The organism is Kitasatospora sp. NBC_01560 (assembly GCF_045208415.1).
GTDB lineage: Bacteria > Actinomycetota > Actinomycetes > Streptomycetales > Streptomycetaceae > Kitasatospora.
In genome coordinates this window covers 3,011,320-3,034,821 of sequence record NZ_CP109364.1, presented here as the reverse complement: position 1 = coordinate 3,034,821, position 23,502 = coordinate 3,011,320, and the positions used below count along the sequence as shown (strand labels likewise).

The following is a 23,502-nucleotide window of genomic DNA, read 5'->3' as shown; positions in this document are numbered from 1 at the left end:
ACCCAGCCTGGGTGGCGGCGGGGGTTTACCGCCGAGTTCGTGAAGCAGCGGGACGGGTCGCACGACCTGTCCGACGGGGAGCCCAGTAGTCGGGGGCGCTGTGGAGCGGAGCCGGGGAACCATGTTCCTCCGGGGTGAATCGGCGCCAGGTCGGCCGTCTCGACGGCCGGTGAGGCGTCGTAGGGCACGCTTCCGGCCCGAACCCGTCAGCTCACCCGGTAGGCGGGCGTTGGAAGAAGGAGTCCGCCTTCGTGGCGTCCCATCGTCGTCCCAAGCCTGCCGGCCGCGCCCGGGTCTCGATCCTGACCGGTGTCGCCGCCGCGGCCGTCGCCCTGTCCGCGCAGTCCGGCGCCCACGCCGACCCGACGCCGACCAAGGACCAGGTCAAGGAGCAGGTCGACCAGCTCAACGAGCAGGCCGAGCAGGCGACCGAGAAGTACAACGGCGCCCAGGCCAAGCAGCAGGAGCTGCAGAAGCAGGTCGGCGAGCTCCAGGACAAGGTCGCGCGCCAGCAGGCCTCGGTGATCGAGGCCCAGGGCGGTCTCGCCGAGATCGCCGGCGAGCAGTACCGCAACGGCGGCATATCGTCGACCGTCCAGCTGATGCTCTCGTCCAGCCCGGACAACTTCCTGAACCAGGCCGGCGCGCTGACCCAGGCCAGCAGCACCCAGTCCGGTGCGCTGAAGGACCTCCAGGAGCAGCAGCGCAGGCTCGACCAGGACCGCAACGAGGCCCAGGGCAAGCTCGGCGAGCTGGAGGCCACCACCCAGCAGCTGAAGACCTCCAAGGACGAGGTCCAGGCGAAGCTGGCCAAGGCCCAGGACCTGCTCAACACGCTGACCGAGCAGGAGCGCCAGGCGCTGCGCGCGGCCGAGGAGAAGGCCGCCGCCGAGGCCAAGGCCAAGGCGGACGCCGCCAAGGCCGAGGCGAAGGCGAAGGCGGACGCCGACCGCGCCTCCCGCGACAACAGCCGCACCGACCTCACCGCGCCGGCCGCGAGCAAGCCCGCCGCGCCGGCCGCGCCCGCCGCCAACGGCTCGCGTGCCGCCGCCGCGATCGCCGCCGCGGAGAGCAAGCTCGGCGCGCCGTACGTCTACGGCGCCACCGGCCCGGGCTCCTTCGACTGCTCCGGCCTCACCGGCTGGGCCTACGCCCAGGCCGGCGTGTCGCTGCCGCGCACCTCGCAGCAGCAGGCCGGTGCCGGGACCAACGTCGGCACCAACATCGCCAACGCCCAGCCCGGCGACCTGATCATCTACCGCTCGGACGCCAGCCACGTCGCCCTGTACGTGGGTGGCGGGCAGGTCATCCACGCGCCGAAGCCCGGTGCTTCGGTCCGGTACGAGACCGCCAGCATGCTGCCGATCTCGGCCATCGTGCGCGTCTGATCCGGCATCGGTCCGGGCAGGCCCGGTCTCCCCTCGCGGGAGGCCGGGCCTGCGGCTTTTCCGGCGGTTCGGGCTAATGTCCGATGAGGAGTCAAATATTCGGGTTCGGAGGGGTTTGGACTCGATCGCCCGGACTCGCTAACGTCTGCCACCGGACACCCGCTGGAAAGCCGCCCGTCCCGGCGCGGCGGCGGGGCCGGGCCGCAGGATTGGAGCCGTCGCCGCATGGCCGTGCACCGCCGTTCGCCGCTGTCAGGAGCGCACGCCCTCGCCCGTGCGCTGGTGCTCACCGCGGCCGCCACCACCGTCCTGGGCATGGCCACCGGTGGCACCGCCCAGGCCGCGCCCGGCTCGCCGGACGCCCCGTCGAGCCGCAAGGACGTCAAGGCGCAGGTCGAGCAGCTCTACGACGAGGCCGAACAGGCCTCGGAGAAGTTCAACGCGGCGCTCGACGCCCAGCAGCGGCTCCAGCACGAGACCGGCACCCTGCAGCAGCAGGTCGCCGTCGGCCAGGACGAGCTCAACCAGCTGCGCGGCGACCTCGCCACCGTGGCCGGCGCCGAGTACCGCGGCGGCGGGATGGCGCAGACCGTCCAGCTGATGCTCTCCACCGACCCCGAGGGCTACCTCTCCAGGGCCCGCTCCCAGGAACAGGCGGCCGAGCGGCAGAACGAGACCCTGCACGAGCTGGTGGCCCGTCAGCGCCGGCTCGACCAGCGCCGGGCCGAGACCTCCGTCAAGCTCTCCGAGCTGGACCGGACCCGCCGTGCCCTCGCCGACAGCAAGCAGCAGATCCAGCAGCGGCTGACCACCGCGCAGAAGCTGCTCAACAGCCTGGGCGCCGGCGAGCGGGCCCGGATGGCGGCCCAGGACGCCCGCGAGGCCGAGCAGCGGGCCACCCGCGGCACCGACCGGCTGGACCTGGGCAGCACCCCGCCCGCCTCGGAACGCGGCGCGGCCGCCCTGGCCGCCGCCGTGAAGATGATCGGTTCGCCCTATGTGTACGGATCCACCGGGCCCCGCGCCTTCGACTGCTCGGGTCTGATGTACTGGAGCTGGCGGCAGGCCGGAGTGACCCTGCCGCGCACCTCGCAGGCCCAGGCGTACGCCGGCCAGCGGGTGGGCCTCACCGACGCACGACCGGGAGACCTGGTGATCTTCTACCGGGACATGCACCACGTCGGCATGTACGCCGGCGGCGGGGTGATCGTGCACGCCCCCTACCCGGGTGCGAAGGTCCGCTACGAGAGCGTCAACGCGATGCCCGTCGCCGGGGTGATCCGGCTCTGAGCGGGCCCGCCCGGGCCGCGTCGGCCGCCGGCCGGATCCCCTCCCCGGCGCCGCCCGCCGACGGTGCGCCGGCCCCGGCCGGGCCGCCGCTCCCGGCACCGACTCCGACCCCGCTCCCGACCCCGGCGCCGGGTGACGCCCCCGCCGGCCGCCGCCGTTCGCTGTCCCGGCGCGGTGCGCTGCTGCTCGCAGCCGGCGGCCTCGCCCAGCTCTCGCTGCCCGGGGCCGCCCCGGCCGCCCCCGCCGGTGCGGCGGACCGCCGGGCCGGGGTGGCCGCCCTGCTGGCCGAGCGGGCCCGGGCGCTGGCCGCCGGGCCGCCCGCACTGCCGCTGGCCGCGGCCGGCTACCGGAACCTCGTGCTCGGCGCGGGCGGTGCGCCGGACCGGCTGACCGCGACCGTCGACCTGGTCGTCCGGGTGGCGGGCCACGACGAGTACCCGGTGGTGTACCCGCGCCGGCTCGCGCTGCTGCGCACGGCCGGCGGCTGGCGGGTCGAGCGGGAGGAGACGGCGGGCGGCCCGCCGCCGCTCTGGGACCTCGGCACCGTCACGGTCGCGCAGGGCGAACGCTCCCTGGTGCTCGGCCTGGCCGGCGGACCGGACCCGGCCGGCCTGGCGGCCGTGGCCGACCGGGCCGTCCCGGCGGCCGCCGCGGTCTGGGGCGACGGCCGGCCCGACCGGCTGCTGCTCCTGCTGCCGGCCACCGAGGAGCAGTTCGCCCGGCTCCTGGAGGCCGACCCGGCGGCCTGGACGGGCATGGCGGCGGTCACCACGGCGGCGCCCGGCGCGCCCCGGAACACCCCGGCCGACCGGGTGCTGGTCAACCCCGAGGCGTACCTCGGGCTCAGTGACTTCGGCCGGCAGGTGGTCGTCACCCACGAGGCGGTGCACGTGGCGACGCGCGCCGACACCCGCGCCTGGACGCCGCTCTGGCTCTCGGAGGGCGTCGCCGACTGGACGGGCTACCGCGGCTCCGGCCGCTCCCCGCGGCAGATCGCTCCCGAGCTGGCCCGTGACGTCGCCGCCGGGCGGGTGCCCTCGGCGCTGCCCGCCGACTCGGCGTTCACCGCCGGTGCGGGCGGCATCGCGCAGGCCTACGAGCAGTCCTGGCTGGCCTGCGAGCTGATCGCCCGCCGGTACGGGCCCGAGCGGCTGGTCGGCCTCTACCGCGCGGTGGCCGCGGCCGGCCCGGGCGAGGACCGCGAGCAGTCGGCCGACCGCGTGTTCCGTGCCGAACTGGGGCTCGGGCTGACCGGGTTCACCGCCCTCTGGCTGGACGAGGTGCGGGGGCTGAAGGGCTGACGGGCCGACCGCCGGGTCCTGTGGCGGTCGCTAGCGCCGTTCGCCGGTCGCGGCCGGCCGGTCGATGCCGTCGAGCAGGTCCTGCTCGTACGCGATGCCCGGCCGTACGGGGTAGGCGGCCTGCGCCTGCTCCGGTCCGTCCAGGACCACGGTGGGCGGCAGCTGCGCCGGGCCGCGGGTGGAGCGCCAGAGCCGGACGCAGGAGAGCACGGTGGCGGCCACCAGCAGCAGGTTGCGCGCGGTCAGCACGGCGATCGCGGCCGGTGCGCTCTCGTTGACCTTGCTGAACATCAGCGGGAACTCCAGCAGCGTCAGCGGCGTCGAGGCCAGGACCAGCAGCGCCACCGGGCGCTGGCTGGTGCCGCGCACGGTCAGGCAGACCGCCGCCACGCCGACCAGCCAGACCACGTACTGCGGGCTGATCACCCGGCTGGTCACGGTGAAGATCAGCAGTGCGGCCAGCGCCGCGTCGTACATGGTGGCGGCGTTGCGGCGCTTGGCGGTGAAGCGCCAGAGCAGCAGCCAGGCGAAGCCCAGCAGGCTGCCGGCCAGCATCACCTTGGAGACCACCGGCACCCACGGCCCGAGCATCTCCGCCGAGCCGTAGTTCAACGTCACCCTGCCGTCCCAGGCCCCCGCCATCCGGGCGAAGTGCAGGGGCAGCGCGCCCACCGACTCCACCTCGATGCCGCGGTCCTTCTGGAAGGTCAGGAACTCGAAGGCGCCGTTCATGCCGGCCGCGAGCAGGAAGCCCACCGAGACGGCGGTGGCCGCCGCGGCCGTCCAGGCGCGGCGGGTCCGCCGTCCGGACGGCGTGCCGATCAGGCCGATCAGCGGCCAGATCTTGATGATCCCGCCCAGGCCCAGCAGCATCCCGCCGATCGCCGGGCGGCGGATCAGCACCAGCAGACCGGCCACCGCGACGGCGGTGACGATGACGTCGTACCGGTTGTAGATCATCGGGCCGAGCAGCGGCACGCCGGCCACCCAGACCCAGGCGCCGGTCAGCGCCCGGCCCTTGCGCAGGCCGGTCCGGACGAGCAGTGCCATCGCGGTGGCGTCCGCGACGGCGCAGATCACCCAGAACGAGACCAGGTACGACCAGGGCAGCAGCCCGGGCAGCATGATCACCAGGGCGGCGCCGGGCGGGTACTGCCAGGTGACGTCGTCCAGCGGGAAGGTGCCGGTCTGCAGGACGCCGTACCAGCCGTGGTAGATCAGCCAGACGTCGGTCGTGATGTCCCCGCCGGGCATCCGCAGCACGCCGGTCACCAGCAGCAGGAGCAGCGCCCGGGTGGCCAGCCACGTCCCGCCGAGGGCGCAGAGCGCTCCGGCCCGCCCGGCGGGGCGGCCGGGGGCCCGGACGGGCTCCTGGCGGACGGCCAGCGCCGTGCCGGGGCCGTCGGCGCCGCTGCGGGTACCGGACTCGGTGGCCGGGGCCAACTCCACTGCGCTCCCTCGTTCGTCTCGGACGTCCCACCGGAGGCGTCGCGCGACGGACGCCCGGGCGGTCGGTGGCGGGCGCCGCGCCGTCGTCCGGGCGCGCCCCCACCGGCTGCCTAGGTACTAGGACAGACCCGGGGGTGAAACGGTTGCCGTACGCGGTTCCGTTCCCGGCGGGCCATGGTGTTGACCTATCGTACGGATCACCCAGCGGTACACCGCGCACCCCCCGACCGAGCGAGCCGTGGCCTGATGCACAAGACCTTGATCGTCACCAACGACTTCCCGCCGCGGCCGGGGGGGATCCAGGCCTTCGTCCACAACATGGCCGTCCGTCAGCCCGCCGGGAGCATCGTGGTGTACGCCTCGACCTGGCGCGACGGCAGCGAGGTGGCCCGCTTCGACGCCGAGCAGCCGTTCCCGGTGGTCCGGGACCGGACGAAGGTGATGGTTCCCACACCGCGGGTCACCCGGCGGGCCGCCGAGATCCTCCGGGCCGAGGGGTGCGACTCGGTCTGGTTCGGCGCGGCCGCCCCGCTCGGGCTGATGGCACCCGCGCTGCGCCGGGCCGGGGCGGGCCGGCTGCTCGGTATGACGCACGGGCACGAGGCCGCCTGGGCCCAGCTCCCGGTGGCCCGGCAGCTGCTGCGCCGGATCGGCGCCGGTACCGACACCCTCACCTACCTGGGCGAGTACACCCGCTCCCGGATCGCCGCGGCGGTCGGCCCGGAGGCCGCCGCGCGGATGGTGCAGCTCCCGCCGGGCGTGGACGAGCAGACCTTCCACCCCGGTTCGGGCGGGGCCGAGCTGCGCCGCCGGCTCGGCCTGGCCGACCGGCCGGTGGTGGTCTGCGTCTCGCGGCTGGTGCCGCGCAAGGGCCAGGACACCCTGATCGAGGCGATGCCGCAGATCCTGGCGGACGTGCCGGACGCCGTCCTGCTGATCGTCGGCGGCGGCCCGTACCGGGCGGACCTGGAGAAGCTCGCCGACGCCCGGGGCGTGCGCGCCTCCGTCCGCTTCACCGGCTCGGTGCCGTGGGAGGAGCTGCCCGCCCACTACGGCGCCGGGGACGTCTTCGCGATGCCCTGCCGGACCCGCCGCGGTGGGCTGGACGTCGAGGGCCTGGGCATCGTGTACCTGGAGGCCTCGGCGACGGGCCTGCCGGTGGTCGCGGGGGACTCCGGCGGCGCGCCGGACGCCGTGCTGGAGGGGGAGACCGGCTACGTGGTGCCCGGCGGCGCCCCGGCCGCGGCGGCCGAGCGGATCGTCCGGCTGCTGAACGACGAGGGGCTGCGCCGGCGGATGGGCGAGGCCGGCCGCCGCTGGGTGGACCGCTCCTGGCGGTGGGACCTGCTGGCCGGCCGGCTGACCTCGCTGCTGGCGGGCTGACCGCCCGGCGCCCCGCGGCGGGTGGCGCCGGTGCCACCCGCCGCGGGGCCGGACGCCCGCCGAAAGGCCGGGCGGGCGGCGGAAGGGGGACCCCCTCCCGCCGCCCGCCCGTACCGGGTCAGCGCTGGTAGATCGCCTCGACCTCGCCGGCGAAGTCCTTCAGCACGACGTTGCGCTTGAGCTTGAGCGAGGGCGTGAGGTAGCCGCTCTCCTCGGAGAAGACGGTGTCCAGCAGCCGGAACTTCTTGACCGCCTCGGCCTGCGAGACGGCCGCGTTGCCGTCGTCCACCGCCGTCTGGACGGTGGCCAGCAGATCCGGGTCGTCGCGCAGGTCGGCGACGGTGGCGCCGGCCGGCTTGCCGTTCAGCTCCTTCCACTTGGGGAAGAAGTCCTCGTCCAGCGTGACGAGGCAGCCGATGAACGGCTTGCGGTCGCCGACCACCATCACCTCGCCGATCAGTGCGTGGGCCCGGATCCGGTCCTCGATCACCGCCGGGGCGACGTTCTTGCCGCCCGCGGTGACGATGATCTCCTTCTTCCGGCCGGTGATGGTGAGGTAGCCCTCGGAGTCCAGCGAGCCGAGGTCGCCGGTGGAGATCCAGCCGTCCTTCAGGGCCTCGGCGGTGGCCGCCGGGTTGTTCCAGTAGCCGGTGAACACCTGCGGGCCCTTGAACATGACCTCGCCGTCCTCGGCGATCCGGACGGCGGAGCCGGGCAGCGGCTGGCCGACCGTGCCGATCTTCGGCTTGTCCCACGGGTTGAAGGCGGTGGCGGCGCAGGTCTCGGTCAGGCCGTAGCCCTCCAGGACGGTGAAGCCGATGCCGCGGTAGAAGTGGCCGAGCCGCTCGCCGAGCGGGGCGCCGCCGGAGATCGCGTGGGTGGCCCGGCCGCCGAGCGCCGCCCGCAGCTTGCTGTAGACCAGCTTGTCGAAGACCGCGTGCTTGATCCGCAGGAGCGGTCCGGCGCCGCCGGCGTCCAGCGCCCGGCTGTAGGCGATCGCGGTGTCCGCGGCCTTGTCGAAGATCTTGCCCTTGCCGTCGGCCTGGGCCTTGGCGCGAGCGGTGTTGTAGACCTTCTCGAAGACTCTGGGCACGCCCAGGATGAGGGTCGGGCGGAACGCGGCCAGCTCGGCCGTGACGTCCTTGATCTCCGAGACGTGGCCGAGCTTGATCGGGGCCATCGCCGGCGCGATCTCGGCGATCCGGGCCAGCACGTGGGCCAGCGGCAGGAAGAGCAGGACGGAGCTCTCGCCGGTGCGGAACAGCGGCGCCAGGCGCTCCACGACGTTCCCGCACTCCGCCATGAAGTTGGCGTGGGTGAGCGCGCAGCCCTTGGGCCGGCCGGTGGTGCCCGAGGTGTAGACGATCGTGGCGACCGAGTCGGCGTCCGCCACCGAGCGGCGCTCGTCGACGGTGGCGCCGGGGACGTCCCGGCCGGCCTCGGCCAGGGCGGCCAGCGCGCCGTTCTCGATCTGCCAGGTGTGCTTCAGCTCCGGCAGGCGCTCGCGGACGGACTCGACCACCTCGGCGTGCCGGCCGGTCTCGGTGAGGACGGCCACCGCCCCGGAGTTGCCGAGGATCCACTCGACCTGCTCGGGGGAGGAGGTCTCGTACACCGGCACGGTGATGCCGCCGGCCGTCCAGATCGCGAAGTCCAGCAGCGTCCACTCGTAACGGGTGCGGGACATGATGCCCACCCGGTCGCCGGGCTCGATGCCGGCGGCGATCAGGCCCTTGGCGGCGGCGTGCACCTCGACCAGGAACTGGGCGGCCGTCAACTCCTGCCACTGGCCGTCCACCTTGCGGCTGAGCACCGCGACGTCGGGGTGCCGTTCGGCGTTCTGGTGCACGAGGTCGGCGAGGTTACCGCCGCTCGGTACCTGGTAGAGGGCCGGAAGGCTGAAGTCGAGCAAGACTGCTCCTCGTTCGCGACGCTGCGGGACGGCAGGACGTTACTGCCCAGTAGGCGGCTTCGACCAGGGGGGTCGGCTCCGGTGTTCGAAGTGTCACACCTTTACCCGTCCGACCAGGCCGTGACCAGGTCGTTCGACTGGCACCCTACGACAGCGACGGGGTGACCGGCCGGTAGCCCACCGGCGCCCGCACCGGCGGCATCCGGCTCCGCCCGGCCGACCCCGCCCCGGACCGGCGGGCGCCCCCGGGCGCGATAGCCTGCTCCGGGCGCACCCGACCGAGCAGGCTCGGCCGGTCCGGCAGCAAGGGACGACGCGGAGGGCCATTCCATGGCGGAGCACACCAGGTCGAGCATCACCATCGACGCGACCCCGGCCCGGGTGATGGCCGTGATCGCGGACTTCGCCGCGTACCCGGCCTGGACGGGCGAGGTCAAGGAGATCGAGGTGCTGGAGACCGCCGAGAACGGCCGCGCCGCCCAGGTGCGCCTGCTCCTCGACGCCGGCGCCATCCGCGACGAGCACGTCCTCGCCTACACCTGGGACGGCGACCGCGAGGTCGGCTGGACGCTGGTGCGCAGCCAGATGCTCCGCTCGCTCGACGGCTCCTACGCGCTCGCGCCGCTCTCCGGCGGCCGCACCGAGGTCACCTACCAGCTCGCCGTCGACGTCAAGATCCCGATGCTCGGCATGATCAAGCGCAAGGCCGAGAAGGTCATCATCGACCGGGCGCTGGCCGGTCTGAAGAAGCGCGTCGAGGACACCGGCACCGAGCAGGGCGTCCAGGGCTGAGGCCCGGAGAACGGGGGCAGGACGGCATGACGGCCACACGCACCATCCTCGTCAGCGGCGACGCGGCGGCGCCCACGGTGGCCGCCGCCACCGCCCTGCACGCCGCCCGGCAGGGCCGGCGCACCCTCCTGCTGGCCGCCGACGACCCGCACCGCACCCTGGACGCCGCCCTCGGCACCCGGCTGGAGCCGGAGCCCGCCGCGTACGCGCCCGGACTGACGGTGGCCCGGATCGACGAGCAGTCCGCCTTCCGGCACGCCCTCGGGGAGATCGGCGGCCGCCTCAAGCCCGCCCTCGACCTGCTCGGCGCCGAGCCGCTCGACCCCGAGGAGCTCACCGCGCTCCCCGGCACCGCCCGGCTCGCCCTGCTGCGCGCCCTGCCCGCCGCCGAGGCCGACGTCCTGGTGGTCCTGGCCCCGCCGCCGGCCGAACTGATCGGCGCGCTCGCCCTGCCCGAGCAGCTGGAGCGCTACCTCGCCCGGCTCGTCCCCGAGCAGCGCCAGGCCGCCCGGGCGCTGCGCCCGCTGCTGGCCGGCCTGGCCGGCGTCCCGATGCCCGCCGACTGGCTGTACGAGGGCCGGAGCAAGGCGGCCGGCGTCCTCGCCGAGGCCCGCGCGGCGATCACCGCGCCCGGCACCAGCGTCCGCCTGGTCACCGCCGCCGACGGTCACCCGTACGGGGAACTGCGCCGGATCCGCGCCGGGCTGGCCCTGCACGGGCACCGGCCGGACGCCGTGGTGGTGCACGGCGCGCTGCCGCAGGCCGCCGCCGGCTCGCCGGACCCCTGGCTGGCCGGGCTGGCCCGCCGCCGCGAGGAGGAGCTGGCCGCGCTGGCCGCCACGAGCGACGTCCCGGTCCTGGTCACCGGGCTCGCCGAGGTGACCCTGGAGGCCGTCGCGGACCGCCTGTACGGCAGCGGCCCGGGCCCGGCGCCGCTCGCCCCCGAGCCCTGGTCGGTCGAGGACCGGCTGGCCGAGGAGGGGCTGCTGGTCTGGCACCTCGCGCTGCCCGGCGCCGACCGCGCCGACCTGGACCTCGTCCGGCGCGGCGACGAGCTGGTGGTGGGCCTCGGCGCCCACCGGCGGGTGCTCGCCCTGCCCTCCGCGCTGCGCCGCTGCACCGTCGCCGGCGCGGGACTGAACGACGGGGTGCTCGCCGTCCGCTTCGCGCCGGACCCTGCGCTCTGGCCGCGCGGCTGAGCCACCCCTTCCCCGGCGGGGCCGGCGCCGCGCTGCGCCCGCCCGGGCCGGTGCGCCCGCCGGGCCGCCGGCCCCGGGCCGTCCGGCCCGCCCGGAGCCCGGAAGCGGTCCGGTAGCGTCGGGGGCCAGTGGCCGCAGGCGCGGCCGGAGCCGAGGAGACGCGCGCGATGACCACTGCCGACGACCGCACCGAGCAGGCCGCCGAGCACCCCTTCGGCCCGGAGCTGGGCCCGCTGGTGGACGAGGTGCGCCGGTTCGCCACCGCCTTCGGCGAGAAGGCGCAGGAGAGCAGCGCCGAGGCCCTGATCTCGCTCGCGGGCCTCGCCGACCGCCTGCGGGAGAAGCAGCCCGACGTCTACCAGCACCTGGCCGCCGCCGGGACGGGCCTGGCCGCGGCCGGCAGCGAGCTGGTGGCCGCCTACCGGGCCGCCGTGGCCGGTCACGAGTACCGCTGGACCGCCGGTGACGCCGCCCGCAGCGAGCGGATCGACCTCGACACGCCTGACGGACCGTCCGACAAGCAGTGAAGCCCTGATCCCGAAAGGGTCACCACCTGGCTGCACTCTGTGACGGAGGGGGTGAGAATGTACGACTTTTGAAGGGGATCGGCGAGCTTCGACGCGAATTGTCTTCGGTTAATGTAGGCGACACTGTGTACGGGGGCCGGGTTGGGCGGTACCGTTCCGTCCAGCGGGAACGAGTGAATAGCTGAGGGACACATGGCTCTGACCATCGGCGTCGACGTCGGCGGGACCAAGATCGCGGCAGGCGTGGTCAACGAGGCGGGCGAGATCCTGGCCCGGACCAGGGTGCCCACCCCGGCCGACCCGCAGTGGGCGGTCGACGCCATTGCGCAGGCCGTGCGCGAGCTCAAGGAGCAGTACCCCGACGTGGCGGCGACCGGCGTCGGGGCCCCCGGCTTCGTCGACCGCGACCGCTCGACGGTGATCTTCGCCCCCAACATCGACTGGGAGGCCGAGCCGCTGCGCAGCCGGATCGAGGAGCTCACCGGCCTCGACACCGTGATCGAGAACGACGCCAACTGCGCGGCCTGGGCCGAGTACCGCTTCGGTGCGGCGGCCGAGCACGAGGACATGGTGCTGATCACCGTCGGCACCGGCATCGGCGGCGGCCTCGTCCTGGACGGCCGGCTGCACCGCGGCCGGTTCGGCGTGGCCGGGGAGATCGGCCACCTCAACATGGTCCCGGACGGCCTGCCCTGCGGCTGCGGCGGCAAGGGCTGCTGGGAGCAGTACGGCTCGGGCCGGGCGCTGCGGCGCTACGGCCGGGAGAAGGCGGCCGCCGACCCGATCCACGGCAAGCGGATGCTGGAGCTCAACGACGGCGTCGCCGAGACCATCCGCGGGATCCACATCACCCAGGCCGCGGAGGAGGGCGACCCGCTCGCCCTGGAGTGCTACGCCGAGCTGGCCGACTGGCTGGGCCGGGGCATGGCCGACCTCGCCGCGCTGTTCGACCCGGCTGTCTTCGTGCTCGGCGGCGGTGTCTCCGACTCCGGCCGGCTGCTGCTCGACCCGGTCGCCAAGGCCTTCGAGCACTACCTGACCGGCGGGGTGCACCGGCCGCGCGCCGAGGTGGTGCTCGCCTCGATGGGCTCCGCCGCCGGGATCGCCGGTGCGGCCGACCTGGCCCGCACCGCCTGACCCACCCACCCACCCGCGCGCCTGCCGACGGCGGCGCGGCCCGAGGCCCTGCGGCCCGGCCGCGCCGCCGTCGTCGTACCGCCGTACCGCCGTCGTTCCGTCCGCGGCCCGCCGTGGTGCCGACGCCGTGTCGTTCGTGCCGTCGTCGCAGTGCCGTCCGTGGCCGCCCGGCGATGCCGACGCCGTCCCCGTCGTGAGGGGCCGCTCCCGGCGGCCGTGTTCTCCCGGCCCCAGGCCGCCCCGCTGTCGTACCGTCGACACCGGAGCACCACCCGGGCCCCACCGGACGACCGAGCGGAGGACCATGACCAGCGACCAGGCGGCCGCGGCCCCGGCCGAACTGCCCCCGCCCGGCCCGGGCCGGCTGCGGCTGCTCAGCTACAACATCCGCTCGCTGCGCGACGACCGGCGGGCGCTGGTCCGGGTGATCCGGGCCTGCGCGCCGGACGTGGTCTGCATCCAGGAGTCGCCGCGCTACTGGCGGCCGGAGGGCCGGGCGGCCTGGCTGGCCCGGCGGACCGGCACCGTCGTGCTGGCCGGCGGTGGCCGGACCGCCGCCGGCCCGCTGCTGCTCGGCCGCCCCGGGGTGGAGGTGCTCGCCGTCCACGACCGGCTGCTGCCCAAGACCCGCGGCCTGCACGCCCGCGGCTTCGCCGGCGCGCTGGTCAGGGTGGCCGGCTCGGTGCCGTTCTCCGTCACCAGCTGCCACCTGAGCCTGGACCAGCAGGAGCGGTACGGCCAGTTCGAGCTGCTGCTCGACCAGCTGCGGATCGCCGAACTCGGGGTGGTGGCCGGTGACTTCAACGAGCACCCGGACGGCCCCGGCTGGCAGCTGCTGGCCGGCCGGCTGCAGGACGGACACCCGACCGCGCCCTGGGGCGGCGAGTTCACGTCCGTCCCGGAGAACCCCTACCAGCGGATCGACGCCGTCTTCGCCACCCCCGGGGTGCGCGTCCTGGCCTGTGGGGTCCCGCACGGCCTGCCCGGGGTCACCGGGGCCGACCTGCGGGCCGCCACCGACCACCTGCCGCTGCTCGCCGTCCTGGAGCTCCCGGTCGGCTGAGCCGGCGTCAGACGACCGCGCCGCCGTGCGGGTCCTCGGGCTCGTCCTCGTCGCGTTCCTTCATCCGGACCACCAGCGTGACGAAGCCGCCCAGGAAGGCCGTCACCCCGACCCAGGCGGGCCAGCCCGCGACCTCGCGCCAGACCACCGCGTCGAACAGCAGCAGGGCCGGGCCGCCGAGCACGGCCAGCCAGGCGAACTTGGCGGTGACGTCGCCGGCCGGCAGCGGCGGCGGCTCCGGCGGGACGAAGTGGCCCTCGTCGGGGTCCTCGACCAGCTCGAAGTCGCGCGGGCCCGGGGCGGCCGCCGGCATCACCGGCCGGGAGGACCGCGGGCGGGGCTGCGGCGCGAGGTCGGAGAGGTCGTCGGGGTCGGCGGTGCGGTCGCCCTCCTTGTAGCCGCCCTTCAGCTCGCCGCGCGCCCGGAGGTTCTCGATCTCCGGCCAGTTCGGGTTGTTGAGGTCGACCGGGTCGTCGAACTGGGCGACCAGCGCGGCGAAGATCTCGTCCTGCTCGGCCTGACTGCGCTCGGGGGCGCGCCGCACCCGGGGCGGTTCCGCGGCGGCAGTGGCGTCCGCCCCGCCGCCCCCGGCGGTGCCCCCGGTGGCCTCGGCGGCCTCGGCCTTCGTGTTCTCCGTGTCCTCGCGGGGCGCCTCGTCCTCGCCGCCCGCCGTGCTGCTCTCGTGCACTTCCGGCCCTTCAGCCTTGGTGATCGTCGGATTCGACCCGGGTGACGCCCGCCGCGTGGGCGGGAGCCAGCCGTCGGATGAAGTCCAGACTGGCCGCGAATATTTCCGCCGCGTCGTGGTCCAGCGTCGCGACGTGGTAACTGCGCTGGCACAGCCGCTCCGTCACGTCGGTCGAGGATATCCGCGCCAGCACCAGTTCCGAGTTGGCCGGCGAGACGACGTGGTCCTGCGGGCTGTGGAAGAGCAGCACCGGTTGGGTCACCCGGGGCAGCCGGGCCTGGACCTCCTTCCACAGCCGGGCCAGTGACCAGGCGGCGTGCAGCGGAGTCCGGTCGTAGCCGAGCTCGGTCGCGCCCGGCCGGGCGATGTCGCCGGAGACCCCGGGCAGGCTCGGCACCAGGTGGCGCAGCACCGGAAGCAGCACACTCGCGGGGTTGTCGGAGCGCACCGACGGGTTGACCAGCACCAGCCCGGAGACCGCCGGCCCGTGCAGGGCGGCCAGCCGCAGGGCCAGCGCGGAGCCCATCGACAGCGCGACGACGAATACCTGCTCGCAGGTGGCGGAGAGCTCCAGCAGCTCCCGCTCGACCTCGGCGTACCAGTCCTCCCAGCGGGTCACCTGCATGTCCTGCCAGCGGGTGCCGTGCCCGGGCAGCAGCGGCACCGAGACGGTGAGGCCGGCTGCCGCCAGCTCCTCGGCCCACGGGCGCATCGACTGCGGTGACCCGGTGAAGCCGTGACAGAGCAGGACGCCCACCGGTCCGCCCTGCCGGCGGAACGGTTCGGCACCGGGCAGCAGCGGCATGGCGGGCTCCTTCGCGGGCGGGGACGCGGAGTTCAGGGGGGCGCTGGGGGCGGCGCCGGAACGACAGGCTGCGGAATTCGCATCGTCCCACGCACCTGCCCGCGCCGTACACCCCCGCCGTGCGCCGCTGCCGGGCGCCCCGCCGGGGCGGGGCGGGGCGCGGGCGGTGGCCGCGGGGCATTAGGATCGACCGGTCCGCATAACAGGAGGCCCGGGTTGTTCTACCGACTGATGAAGATGATCGTCGCGCCACTGCTTCGGATCTTCTTCCGGCCGTGGATCGAGGGTGAGGAGAACATCCCCACCGAGGGTGCCGCGATCATCGCGAGCAACCACCTCTCCTTTTCGGACTCCTTCTTCTTCCCCGCGCTGATCAGGCGCCGGGTGACCTTCATCGCGAAGGCGGAGTACTTCAACACCCCGGGTCTGAAGGGCAAGCTGACGGCCGCCTTCTTCAAGGGCGTCGGCCAGCTGCCGGTGGACCGTTCGGGAGCGCGCGGCGCCGGCGAGGCGGCGATCCGCTCGGCGATCGCGGTGCTGGAGCGCGGCGAGCTGTTCGGCGTCTACCCCGAGGGCACCCGGTCGCCCGACGGCAAGCTGTACCGCGGCAAGGTCGGCGGCCTGGCCCGCGTGGCGCTGGCCACCGGCGCGCCGGTGATCCCGGTCGCGATGATCGACACCGAGAAGGTCCAGCCGCCCGGCCAGGTCGTGCCCAACTTCGGCACCCGCCCGGGCATCCGGATCGGCCGGCCGCTGGACTTCTCCCGCTACCACGGCATGGAGAACGACCGCTTCATCCTCCGTTCGGTGACGGACGAGGTGATGTACGAGATCATGCGCCTCTCCGGCCAGGAGTACGTGGACATCTACGCGACCGCCGCCAAGCGGCAGATCAGCGACGACAAGAAGCGCGCCGACGCCGAGCGCAAGGCCGTGCAGAAGGCCGAGCAGGCCGCCGCGAAGGCCGAGAAGGCCGAGGCGGAGAAGGCGCTGAAGGCGGCCGAGAAGGCCGGGGCGGAAGAGGCGGCGGAGCAGGCGGCGGAGAAGCCGGCCGACAAGCCCGCCGGGCAGCCCGGCGAGAAGTCCGCCGGCCAGGAGCAGTAGGAGCGCGGGTCGGTCCGGGCCCGCAGGGGGAGGGGCAGGAACGATGGCGGACGGCAGCAGAACCGGCGCGGCCGGGGGTTCGCTCGCGGCCGGCGGCATGTCCGTCGAACTGCCCCTCTGGCGTGCGATCTCCTACTTCCGGGTCCTGGCGCTCTGCTACGCGCTGCTGCGCTACTTCAACTCGTACCTGGAGTTCCTGCACCCCGTCGCCGGCTGGATCTTCCTCGGCGCGCTGACGCTCTGGACGCTGGCCAGCACCCGGGCCTTCTCCGGGCCGCAGCGCTGCACCTGGTACGTGCTCGGCACCGACCTGACGCTCGTCGTCACCGGCATCGTGATGAGCGGCCTGACCGACGACCCCGCCCGGATCAGCCACGGCGCGCCCACCCTGCCCACCATCTGGGCCGCGGGCACCGTGCTCGGCTTCGCCGGCCGGGGCGGCTGGCGCTGGGCGGCGGCGGCCGGTTCGGTGATCGGCGTGGCCAACATCCTCGGCCACGGCGGTCCGACCGGCGACAACATCCACAACATCGTGCTGCTGATGGTGGCCGGCTGCGCGATCGGCTACGTGATCGAGCTGGCCCGGGCCAGCGAGGCGACGCTCACCCGGGCGCTCCAGGTGGAGGCCGCCACCCGGGAGCGCGAGCGGCTCTCCCGGGACATCCACGACGGCGTGCTCCAGGTGCTCGCGCTGGTCCAGCGCCGGGGCGGCGAGCAGGCCGAGGGCCGGCCGTCCGACTTCGCCGAGCTCGGCCGCCTGGCCGGCGAGCAGGAGCGGGCCCTGCGGGCGCTGATGAGCGGCGGCCCGCTGCCGGCCCAGCGCGCGCCGCTCGCCCCGCAGGACCTGCGCGACCTGCTCGCCCCGTACGCGGACGAGCGGGTCACGCTCTCGGCCCCCGGGACGGCGGTGCTGCTGCCGGGCCCGGCCGCCGGTGAGCTGGCCGCCGCCGTCGGCGCCGCGGTGGACAACGTCCGCCGGCACGCCGGGCCGCAGGCCCGGGCCTGGATCCTGGTGGAGGACGAGCCGGAGGCCGTCACGGTGAGCATCCGCGACGACGGGCCCGGCTTCGCCGCCGGCCGGCTCGGCGAGGCGGAGCAGGCCGGGCGGCTCGGCGTCTCCCAGTCGATCCGCGGCCGGCTGCTGGACCTCGGCGGCACGGCCGAGCTGTACTCGGCGCCCGGGGAGGGCGTCGAGGTCGAACTCCGCGTCCCGAGAGAGGGGTCCGATGACCGACCAGCCGACCACTGACCGGCCCAGTACCGACCGGCCGACCACCGACAGCCCGGCCACCGACGGCCCGGCCGGAGCGCCGCCGGTGCGGGTGATGGTCGTGGACGACCACCCGATGTGGCGCGACGCCGTCTCGCGGGACCTCGCCGAGGCCGGGCTGGACGTGGTGGCCACTGCCGGCGACGGCGAGGAGGCCGTCCGCCGGGCCCGTGCCTGCTCCCCGCAGGTGGTGGTGCTGGACCTCAACCTGCCGGGCCTGTCGGGCGCCGAGGCGTGCCGCCAGGTGGTCGCCCAGGACCCGTCGGTGCGGGTCCTGGTGCTCTCCGCCAGCGGCGAGCACGCGGATGTGCTGGAGGCGGTGAAGTCCGGTGCGACGGGCTACCTGGTGAAGTCCGCCGGGCGGGAGGAGCTGCTCGACGCGGTGCGCCGCACCGCCGTCGGCGACGCCGTCTTCACCCCGGGCCTGGCCGGGCTGGTGCTCGGCGAGTTCCGCCGGCTGGCCGCCGAGCCGGCCGCGCCGACCGCCCCCGCCGTCCCGCAGCTGACCGCCCGGGAGACGGAGGTGCTGCGGCTGGTCGCCAAGGGCCTGTCGTACCGGCAGATCGCCGACCGGCTGGTGCTCTCCCACCGCACGGTGCAGAACCACGTCCAGAACACCCTCGGCAAGCTCCAGTTGCACAACCGGGTCGAGCTGGTCCGGTACGCGATCGAACAGGGCCTGGACGACGAGATCTGAGCGGGGCGGGGCCCGGCGCCCCGCCCCCCCTTTCCAGGCCTCAGCCGTGCAGCGCCACGGCCTCCCGGAAGAGTCCGGCGACGATGTCCACGCCGTCCCGGGTGAGCACCGACTCCGGGTGGAACTGCAACGTGGCGAAGCCCGGCCCGCGCAGGGCGTGGACGTCCCCGGTCAGCGGGTCGCGGGAGACCTCGACGCCCTCCGCGGCCAGCCGGGCGGCGTCCTGCTCCGAGCAGCGCGCGGTGAACGTGTTGTAGAAGCCGACCGTGCGGCGGGTGCCGAACAGGTCGATGCTCTCCTGCGCGCCCTGGAACGGCACGGCCTTGCGGGCCAGCGGCAGCCCGAGCTCGCCGGAGAGCAGCTGGTGGCTGAGGCAGACGGCGAGCAGCGGCGCCGTCCGGGCGCCGGAGCGGACGGCGGCAAGCGCGTCGGCGACGACCGGGCGCAGCAGCGCCATCTTGGCGTCGTCGGGCGCCGCCGGGTCGCCCGGGCCGGGGCCGAGCACCAGCGGGCCCCGGTGGGCGGCGACCCGCTCGCGCAGGCCGGGCTCGTCGTAGCGGACCACGTCGACCCGGTGGCCGAGCGAGGTCAGCAGGTGGGCGAGCATCGAGGTGAAGGTGTCCTCGCCGTCCACCACCAGGGTCGGTTCGGTCCGGGTGACCGTGGCCGGCTCCTGCATCCGCAGCCAGAACGGGGCGAGGTTGGCGCGCCGGGCGTCCAGTGCCGCCTGCACGCGGTGGTCGTCGGCGAGCCGGGGGCCGGAGGCGTGCGCCGAGCGGGCCGGGGCGGGCCGGGCGCCGATCGCGGTGAGCACCCCGGCGGCCTTGGCGTGCGTCTCGGCGACCTCGGAGTCCGGGTCGGAGTGCCGGACGAGGGTCGCGCCGACCCGGACCACCAGGCGGCCGGTGGCCGGGTCGATGTCGGCGGCGCGGATGCAGATGGGGGAGTCCAGCAGCTGTCCGCCGCTGGCCGAGCGGCCGATCAGGGCCAGCGCACCGGCGTAGTAGCCGCGCCCGCCGCGCTCGTACCGCTTGATCACCCGGGTGGCGTTCTGCACCGGGCTGCCGGTGACGGTCGCGGCGAACATCGTCTCCCGGAGCACCTCGCGGACGTCCATCGAGGTGCGTCCGCGCAGCTCGTACTCGGTGTGCGCGAGGTGGGACATCTCCTTGAGGCGCGGGCCGAGCACCTGGCCGCCGAGGTCGCCGACGGTGCACATCATCTTGAGTTCCTCGTCGACCACCATGGTGAGCTCCTCCAGCTCCTTGGGGTCGCTCAGGAACGCGAGCAGGGAGCCGAGGTCGGGGCCGGCGGCCGGATAGCGGTAGGTGCCGGAGATCGGGTTCATCACGACGGTGCCGCCGCTCTGCCGGACGTGCACCTCGGGGGAGGCGCCGACCAGGACGCGGTCGCCGGTGTGGACGAGGAAGGTCCAGTAGGCGCCGCGTTCCTGCTCCAGCAGCCGGCGGAAGAGCGAGAGCGCGAGCGCGGGGGAGAAGCCGTCCAGGGTGGCGGTGAAGTCGCGCCGGATCACGAAGTTGGCGCCCTCACCGCGCCCGATCTCGTCCTCGATCACCCGGCGGACGATGCCGGCGTACTCCTGGTCGTCGATGTCGAACGCACCGCCGGACAGCGAGACCGGCAGCCGCGGCAGCGCGGGCGCCAGTTCGGCCAGCGTCAGGGCGTACTGCTCGGCCACCCGGAGGGCCTGCAGCGGGGTGGCGTCGTCGTGCGCCTCGAACCCGCGCTCGCGGATCTGGCGGAACGGGACGAGGGCGAGCAGGTCGTGCACCGGGCCGTCGGCCGGGACGCCCTCGCGCAGCGGCAGGTCGGCCAGCCGCTCGTAGCTGCCGACGCTGCCGAGCAGCACCTCGACGGTGTCCGGGGCGAGCCGGGGGGTGCGGCGGTGCAGCAGGGCGAAGGCGGGGGCGTCCGGGCCGGTCAGACGGGCGAGCAGGTCGGTGGCGGTGGTCACGGTGGCGGCTTCCTTCCGGGCGGGGCGGGGGGTGGTGCGCTGGGTTCCGCTCCCGGGAGGGCCGTCTGCCGAAAAGCCGACGGCCGCCCCGAGGGGCGGCCGTCGTGTTCGTCTAGGAACGCGCGATCTGTGGGCCACCCGAGGGATCGGCCCACCACCAGGAGAAGGTGTGCGGCGTGTTCATGGGTCGAGCGTAGCGGATGCCGTGGACGGCGTGAGGCCGGTCACGTGATTGTCCGTGATGTGTCTCACCCATCGGGCAGTGGTCACGAATCGGTTGTCGCACCCCGTAGCCTTGGCCGTGTGACCGTGACAAATCCCCACTCCTGGCAGTCCCTGCCCGCGGCGCAGCAGCCTGAATGGCCGGACCAAGAGGCTCTGCGCAATACCCTTGCCGAGCTCGCCTCCTATCCGCCGCTCGTCTTCGCCGGCGAGTGCGACCAGCTGCGCGCCCGGCTCGGTGCCGTGGCGCGTGGTGAAGCGTTCCTGCTGCAGGGCGGCGACTGCGCCGAGGCCTTCGACGGCGTCTCGGCGGAGCACATCCGCAACAAGCTGAAGACCCTGCTGCAGATGGCGGCCGTGCTGACGTACGCCGCCTCCGTCCCCGTGGTGAAGGTCGGCCGGATCGCCGGCCAGTACTCCAAGCCGCGCTCCAAGTCGACGGAGACCCGGGACGGCGTCACCCTGCCGGTCTACCGGGGCGACTCGGTGAACGGCTTCGACTTCACCCCCGAGTCCCGCAACCCGGACCCCGAGCGCCTGAAGCGGATGTACAACGCGTCCGCCGCGACGCTCAACCTGGTGCGCGCGTTCACCACCGGTGGTTACGCCGACCTGCGCCAGGTGCACGCCTGGAACCAGGACTTCGTGCGCAACTCGCCGGCCGGCCAGCGGTACGAGCGGCTCGCCCGCGAGATCGACAACGCGCTGGCGTTCATGAACGCCTGCGGCGTGGCGCCGGAGGAGTTCAAGACGGTCGAGTTCTTCTCCTCGCACGAGGCGCTGATCCTGGACTACGAGACCGCGCTGACCCGCGTGGACTCGCGCACCGGTGACCTGTACGACGTCTCCGGTCACATGGTCTGGATCGGTGAGCGCACCCGCCAGCTGGACCACGCGCACATCGAGTTCGCCTCCCGGATCCGCAACCCGATCGGGGTGAAGCTCGGCCCGACCACCTCGGTCGACGAGGCGCTCACCCTGATCGAGAAGCTGGACCCGGAGCGCGAGCCCGGCCGGCTCACCTTCATCACCCGGATGGGTGCGGGCAAGATCCGTGACCACCTGCCCGCCCTGGTGGAGAAGGTCACCGCCTCGGGCGCGCAGCCGGTCTGGATCTGCGACCCGATGCACGGCAACACCTTCGAGGCCTCCAGCGGCCACAAGACCCGCCGCTTCGACGACGTCCTGGACGAGGTCAAGGGCTTCTTCGAGGTGCACCGCGCGCTCGGCACCCACCCGGGCGGCATCCACGTGGAGCTGACCGGCGACGACGTCACCGAGTGCGTCGGCGGTGGCGACGAGGTGCTGGTCGACGACCTGCACCAGCGCTACGAGACGGCCTGCGACCCGCGGCTCAACCGCAGCCAGTCGCTGGACCTGGCGTTCCTGGTGGCCGAGATGTACCGCGGCGGCCACTGAGCGGCACCGAGTGTGAGACAGGCCTCTGCGGCCCCGGAGCGATCCGGGGCCGCAGAGGCTTTTTCACGCCCGTTCCAGCGGGTAAGGTGAGGCTTAGTGAACTAAGGCAAGCCTTAGTCAAGATCCATTCCGCTTCACCCCCCGGGAGATACCGCGATGTACGTGTGCATGTGTCATGCGGTCACCGAGGCCCAGGTGAAGAAGGAGATCGACGGGGGTGCCAACACCCCCCGCCAGATCGCCAAGGGCTGCAAGGCCGGCACCGACTGCGGCTCCTGCGTCCGCCGGATACAGGCCCTGCTGGGCGAGCACGGCGCGCGGCCCTGCCCGACCGCCCGGCTGGCCGCCAAGCTCGGGCTCGCCGACCCGGACGCCGCGCCGTACCCGGAGGCCGCACCGTCGGAACCAGCTCCGTTCGCGCCGCTGCGCGCGGCCTGATCGGCCGGCTGCCCGGCCCGGCCCCGGATTCCGGTGCCCGCGGCCCGGACGTGCGGGGAGCCGGCGCCCGGAGCGGCGCTCAGGACTCCGGCTGCTCGATCAGCTGGGCCAGGTAGAGCGCCTCGCCGAGCTTCTCCAGCAGCTCCAGCTGGGTGTCGAGGTAGTCGATGTGGTGCTCCTCGTCCGCCAGGATGGACTCGAAGATGTTCGCCGAGGTGACGTCGTTCTTGGCCCGCATCACCACGATCCCGCGCTTGAGCCGGTCGATCGCCTCGACCTCGACCTGGCGGTCCGCGTCGAACATCTCCTTGACGGTCTGGCCGATCCGGACGTGGAAGAGCCGCTGGTAGTTCGGCAGCCCGTCCAGGAAGAGGATCCGGTCGGTGAGCACCTCGGCGTGCTTCATCTCGTCGAAGGACTCGTGCCGGGTGTACTTCGCGAGCTTGGTCCAGCCGAAATTCTCCTGCATCTTGGCGTGCAGGAAGTACTGGTTGATGGCGGTCAGCTCTGCGGTGAGCTGCTCGTTGAGGAATTCGATGACCTCTGCGTCGCCCTTCATGGCGGCTGCCTTCCTGCTGTGCGTCCGGGAACCACGGCCGTACCCTCCGGCTGCACGCATCCTGGCACCGTGATGGGAAGAAATTCCAGTAAGTTCACACTCACTAGGACATGTGCCGGAATATCCGATTTGGGCCACCATTGGCCCGTACGGGCGGGGCGTGCGGGGCCGGAAAGGGGCGCGCGCCGGGCATCGTCCGCCGTCTGTCACCATGGAGCCATGGGTCAGTCCGAACAAGAACCGCTTCAGCCGTCTGACCCGAGGCTCCCGCCGGGGCAGCGCCCGCAACGCGGCTGGCCCGCCCTGCACTACGGCCCCGTCCCCCGTTTCAAGCCACTGACCTGGGACTTCCAGGTCTTCGGCGCCACCGCCTCGGCGGAGAAGCACAGCTGGGACTTCACCGGCTTCACCGCCCTGCCGCGCACCACCGTCCGGGCCGACCTGCACTGCGTCACCAAGTTCTCGATGCTCGGCAACGAGTGGACGGGCGTGCCGGCCGTCGAGGTGCTGGCCCAGGTGCCCCCCGCCCCCGGCGTCACCCACGTCATGGTCTGGGCCGAGTACGGGTACAGCGCCAACCTCCGGCTGGCGGACTTCGCCCACCCGGACACCCTCTTCGCCACCCACCGCAACGGCGAGGCGCTCACCGCGGAGCACGGCTTCCCCGTCCGGCTGGTCGTGCCGCGGCTGTACGCCTGGAAGGGGCCCAAGTGGGTCCGCGCGGTGGAGTACATGCGGGCCGACCGGCGCGGCTTCTGGGAGGAGCGCGGGTACCACAACCTCGCCGACCCCTGGCAGGAGCAGCGGTTCTCCTACCAGGAGGAGCCGGGCGACGGGCCGCTGCGCTGAGGCGCGGCCGGGCCGGGCGAGTCAGGCAGGTCAGG

At 74.2% G+C, this 23,502-nt stretch carries 21 protein-coding genes and 1 riboswitch; of the genes, 15 read left to right on the top strand and 6 right to left on the bottom strand.

Annotation, left to right across the window (positions count from 1 at the left end):
• The first annotated feature begins 86 nt into the window (after positions 1 to 86).
• Positions 87 to 241: riboswitch (cyclic di-AMP (ydaO/yuaA leader) on the top strand.
• Positions 242 to 251: 10 nt separating this feature from the next.
• The 3 genes from OH807_RS12980 to OH807_RS12970 all read left to right on the top strand — a co-directional run bounded on the left by OH807_RS12980 (position 252) and on the right by OH807_RS12970 (position 3,979).
• Positions 252 to 1,388: an NlpC/P60 family protein gene (locus OH807_RS12980; RefSeq protein ID WP_406197812.1), complete on the top strand. Its 1,137-nt coding sequence runs from the start codon at positions 252 to 254 to the stop codon at positions 1,386 to 1,388.
• Positions 1,389 to 1,613: 225 nt separating this feature from the next.
• Entirely contained in the window at positions 1,614 to 2,678 is a 1,065-nt protein-coding gene (locus OH807_RS12975) for an NlpC/P60 family protein (RefSeq protein WP_406197809.1), read from the top strand.
• 269 nt (positions 2,679 to 2,947) lie between these two features.
• The gene (locus OH807_RS12970) at positions 2,948 to 3,979 is read left to right on the top strand and encodes a hypothetical protein (RefSeq protein ID WP_406197807.1); all 1,032 of its coding nucleotides are present in this window, start codon (positions 2,948 to 2,950) and stop codon (positions 3,977 to 3,979) included.
• Between the two features lie 30 nt (positions 3,980 to 4,009).
• Here the strand turns inward: OH807_RS12970 and OH807_RS12965 are convergent, their stop codons facing one another.
• Entirely contained in the window at positions 4,010 to 5,428 is a 1,419-nt protein-coding gene (locus tag OH807_RS12965) for a glycosyltransferase 87 family protein (protein ID WP_406197804.1), read from the bottom strand.
• Between the two features lie 246 nt (positions 5,429 to 5,674).
• Here OH807_RS12965 and OH807_RS12960 point away from each other — a divergent pair, with 246 nt between their 5' ends.
• A complete protein-coding gene (locus OH807_RS12960) occupies positions 5,675 to 6,811 on the top strand; it encodes a glycosyltransferase family 4 protein (RefSeq protein WP_406197802.1) in 1,137 nt (378 codons plus the stop codon).
• A 118-nt stretch (positions 6,812 to 6,929) separates the two neighbouring features.
• On the opposite strand, the gene OH807_RS12955 is transcribed toward OH807_RS12960, so the two are convergent.
• Entirely contained in the window at positions 6,930 to 8,723 is a 1,794-nt protein-coding gene (locus OH807_RS12955) for an AMP-dependent synthetase/ligase (RefSeq protein WP_406197801.1), read from the bottom strand.
• A 330-nt stretch (positions 8,724 to 9,053) separates the two neighbouring features.
• On the opposite strand from OH807_RS12955, the gene OH807_RS12950 reads away from it, so the two are divergent.
• The 5 genes from OH807_RS12950 (at position 9,054) to OH807_RS12930 (ending at position 13,441) form a co-directional block, all read left to right on the top strand.
• A complete protein-coding gene (locus OH807_RS12950; protein ID WP_406197798.1) occupies positions 9,054 to 9,515 on the top strand; it encodes an SRPBCC family protein in 462 nt (153 codons plus the stop codon).
• Positions 9,516 to 9,541: 26 nt separating this feature from the next.
• On the top strand, positions 9,542 to 10,714 hold the full coding sequence (locus OH807_RS12945) for an ArsA family ATPase (protein ID WP_406197796.1): 1,173 nt from the start codon (positions 9,542 to 9,544) through the stop codon (positions 10,712 to 10,714).
• Positions 10,715 to 10,881: 167 nt separating this feature from the next.
• Entirely contained in the window at positions 10,882 to 11,241 is a 360-nt protein-coding gene (locus tag OH807_RS12940) for a DUF5304 family protein (RefSeq protein WP_406197792.1), read from the top strand.
• 192 nt (positions 11,242 to 11,433) lie between these two features.
• The gene (locus OH807_RS12935) at positions 11,434 to 12,378 is read left to right on the top strand and encodes an ROK family glucokinase (protein ID WP_406197791.1); all 945 of its coding nucleotides are present in this window, start codon (positions 11,434 to 11,436) and stop codon (positions 12,376 to 12,378) included.
• 304 nt (positions 12,379 to 12,682) lie between these two features.
• Positions 12,683 to 13,441, top strand: coding sequence for an endonuclease/exonuclease/phosphatase family protein (locus OH807_RS12930; RefSeq protein ID WP_406197789.1), 759 nt, complete (start codon positions 12,683 to 12,685; stop codon positions 13,439 to 13,441).
• 7 nt (positions 13,442 to 13,448) lie between these two features.
• Here the strand turns inward: OH807_RS12930 and OH807_RS12925 are convergent, their stop codons facing one another.
• Both OH807_RS12925 and OH807_RS12920 read right to left on the bottom strand, forming a co-directional pair.
• Positions 13,449 to 14,129 carry a hypothetical protein gene (locus tag OH807_RS12925; protein WP_406197787.1) on the bottom strand — a complete coding sequence of 227 codons (681 nt, stop codon included), beginning with the start codon at positions 14,127 to 14,129 and terminating at the stop codon, positions 13,449 to 13,451.
• A gap of 10 nt (positions 14,130 to 14,139) precedes the next feature.
• Complete coding sequence (locus OH807_RS12920; RefSeq protein WP_406197785.1) at positions 14,140 to 14,934, bottom strand: alpha/beta hydrolase; 795 nt, start codon at positions 14,932 to 14,934, stop codon at positions 14,140 to 14,142.
• 216 nt (positions 14,935 to 15,150) lie between these two features.
• Here OH807_RS12920 and OH807_RS12915 point away from each other — a divergent pair, with 216 nt between their 5' ends.
• The 3 genes from OH807_RS12915 to OH807_RS12905 all read left to right on the top strand — a co-directional run bounded on the left by OH807_RS12915 (position 15,151) and on the right by OH807_RS12905 (position 18,005).
• Positions 15,151 to 16,038, top strand: a complete 888-nt coding sequence (locus tag OH807_RS12915; RefSeq protein ID WP_406197782.1) for a lysophospholipid acyltransferase family protein — start codon at positions 15,151 to 15,153, stop codon at positions 16,036 to 16,038.
• A gap of 43 nt (positions 16,039 to 16,081) precedes the next feature.
• Positions 16,082 to 17,287 (top strand): MacS family sensor histidine kinase, encoded by a 1,206-nt coding sequence (macS, locus tag OH807_RS12910; RefSeq protein ID WP_406197780.1) that lies wholly within the window; start codon positions 16,082 to 16,084, stop codon positions 17,285 to 17,287.
• 76 nt (positions 17,288 to 17,363) lie between these two features.
• Entirely contained in the window at positions 17,364 to 18,005 is a 642-nt protein-coding gene (locus OH807_RS12905) for a response regulator (protein WP_406210959.1), read from the top strand.
• 40 nt (positions 18,006 to 18,045) lie between these two features.
• On the opposite strand, the gene OH807_RS12900 is transcribed toward OH807_RS12905, so the two are convergent.
• On the bottom strand, positions 18,046 to 19,980 hold the full coding sequence (locus OH807_RS12900; RefSeq protein WP_406197777.1) for an anthranilate synthase family protein: 1,935 nt from the start codon (positions 19,978 to 19,980) through the stop codon (positions 18,046 to 18,048).
• 303 nt (positions 19,981 to 20,283) lie between these two features.
• Here OH807_RS12900 and OH807_RS12895 point away from each other — a divergent pair, with 303 nt between their 5' ends.
• Positions 20,284 to 21,621: a class II 3-deoxy-7-phosphoheptulonate synthase gene (locus OH807_RS12895; RefSeq protein ID WP_406197774.1), complete on the top strand. Its 1,338-nt coding sequence runs from the start codon at positions 20,284 to 20,286 to the stop codon at positions 21,619 to 21,621.
• A gap of 156 nt (positions 21,622 to 21,777) precedes the next feature.
• Entirely contained in the window at positions 21,778 to 22,059 is a 282-nt protein-coding gene (locus OH807_RS12890; RefSeq protein ID WP_406197772.1) for a bacterioferritin-associated ferredoxin, read from the top strand.
• A gap of 79 nt (positions 22,060 to 22,138) precedes the next feature.
• On the opposite strand, the gene bfr is transcribed toward OH807_RS12890, so the two are convergent.
• A complete protein-coding gene (gene bfr, locus OH807_RS12885; protein WP_406197769.1) occupies positions 22,139 to 22,618 on the bottom strand; it encodes a bacterioferritin in 480 nt (159 codons plus the stop codon).
• A 219-nt stretch (positions 22,619 to 22,837) separates the two neighbouring features.
• Here bfr and OH807_RS12880 point away from each other — a divergent pair, with 219 nt between their 5' ends.
• Entirely contained in the window at positions 22,838 to 23,467 is a 630-nt protein-coding gene (locus OH807_RS12880; protein ID WP_406197766.1) for a sulfite oxidase-like oxidoreductase, read from the top strand.
• Positions 23,468 to 23,502: the final 35 nt, after the last annotated feature.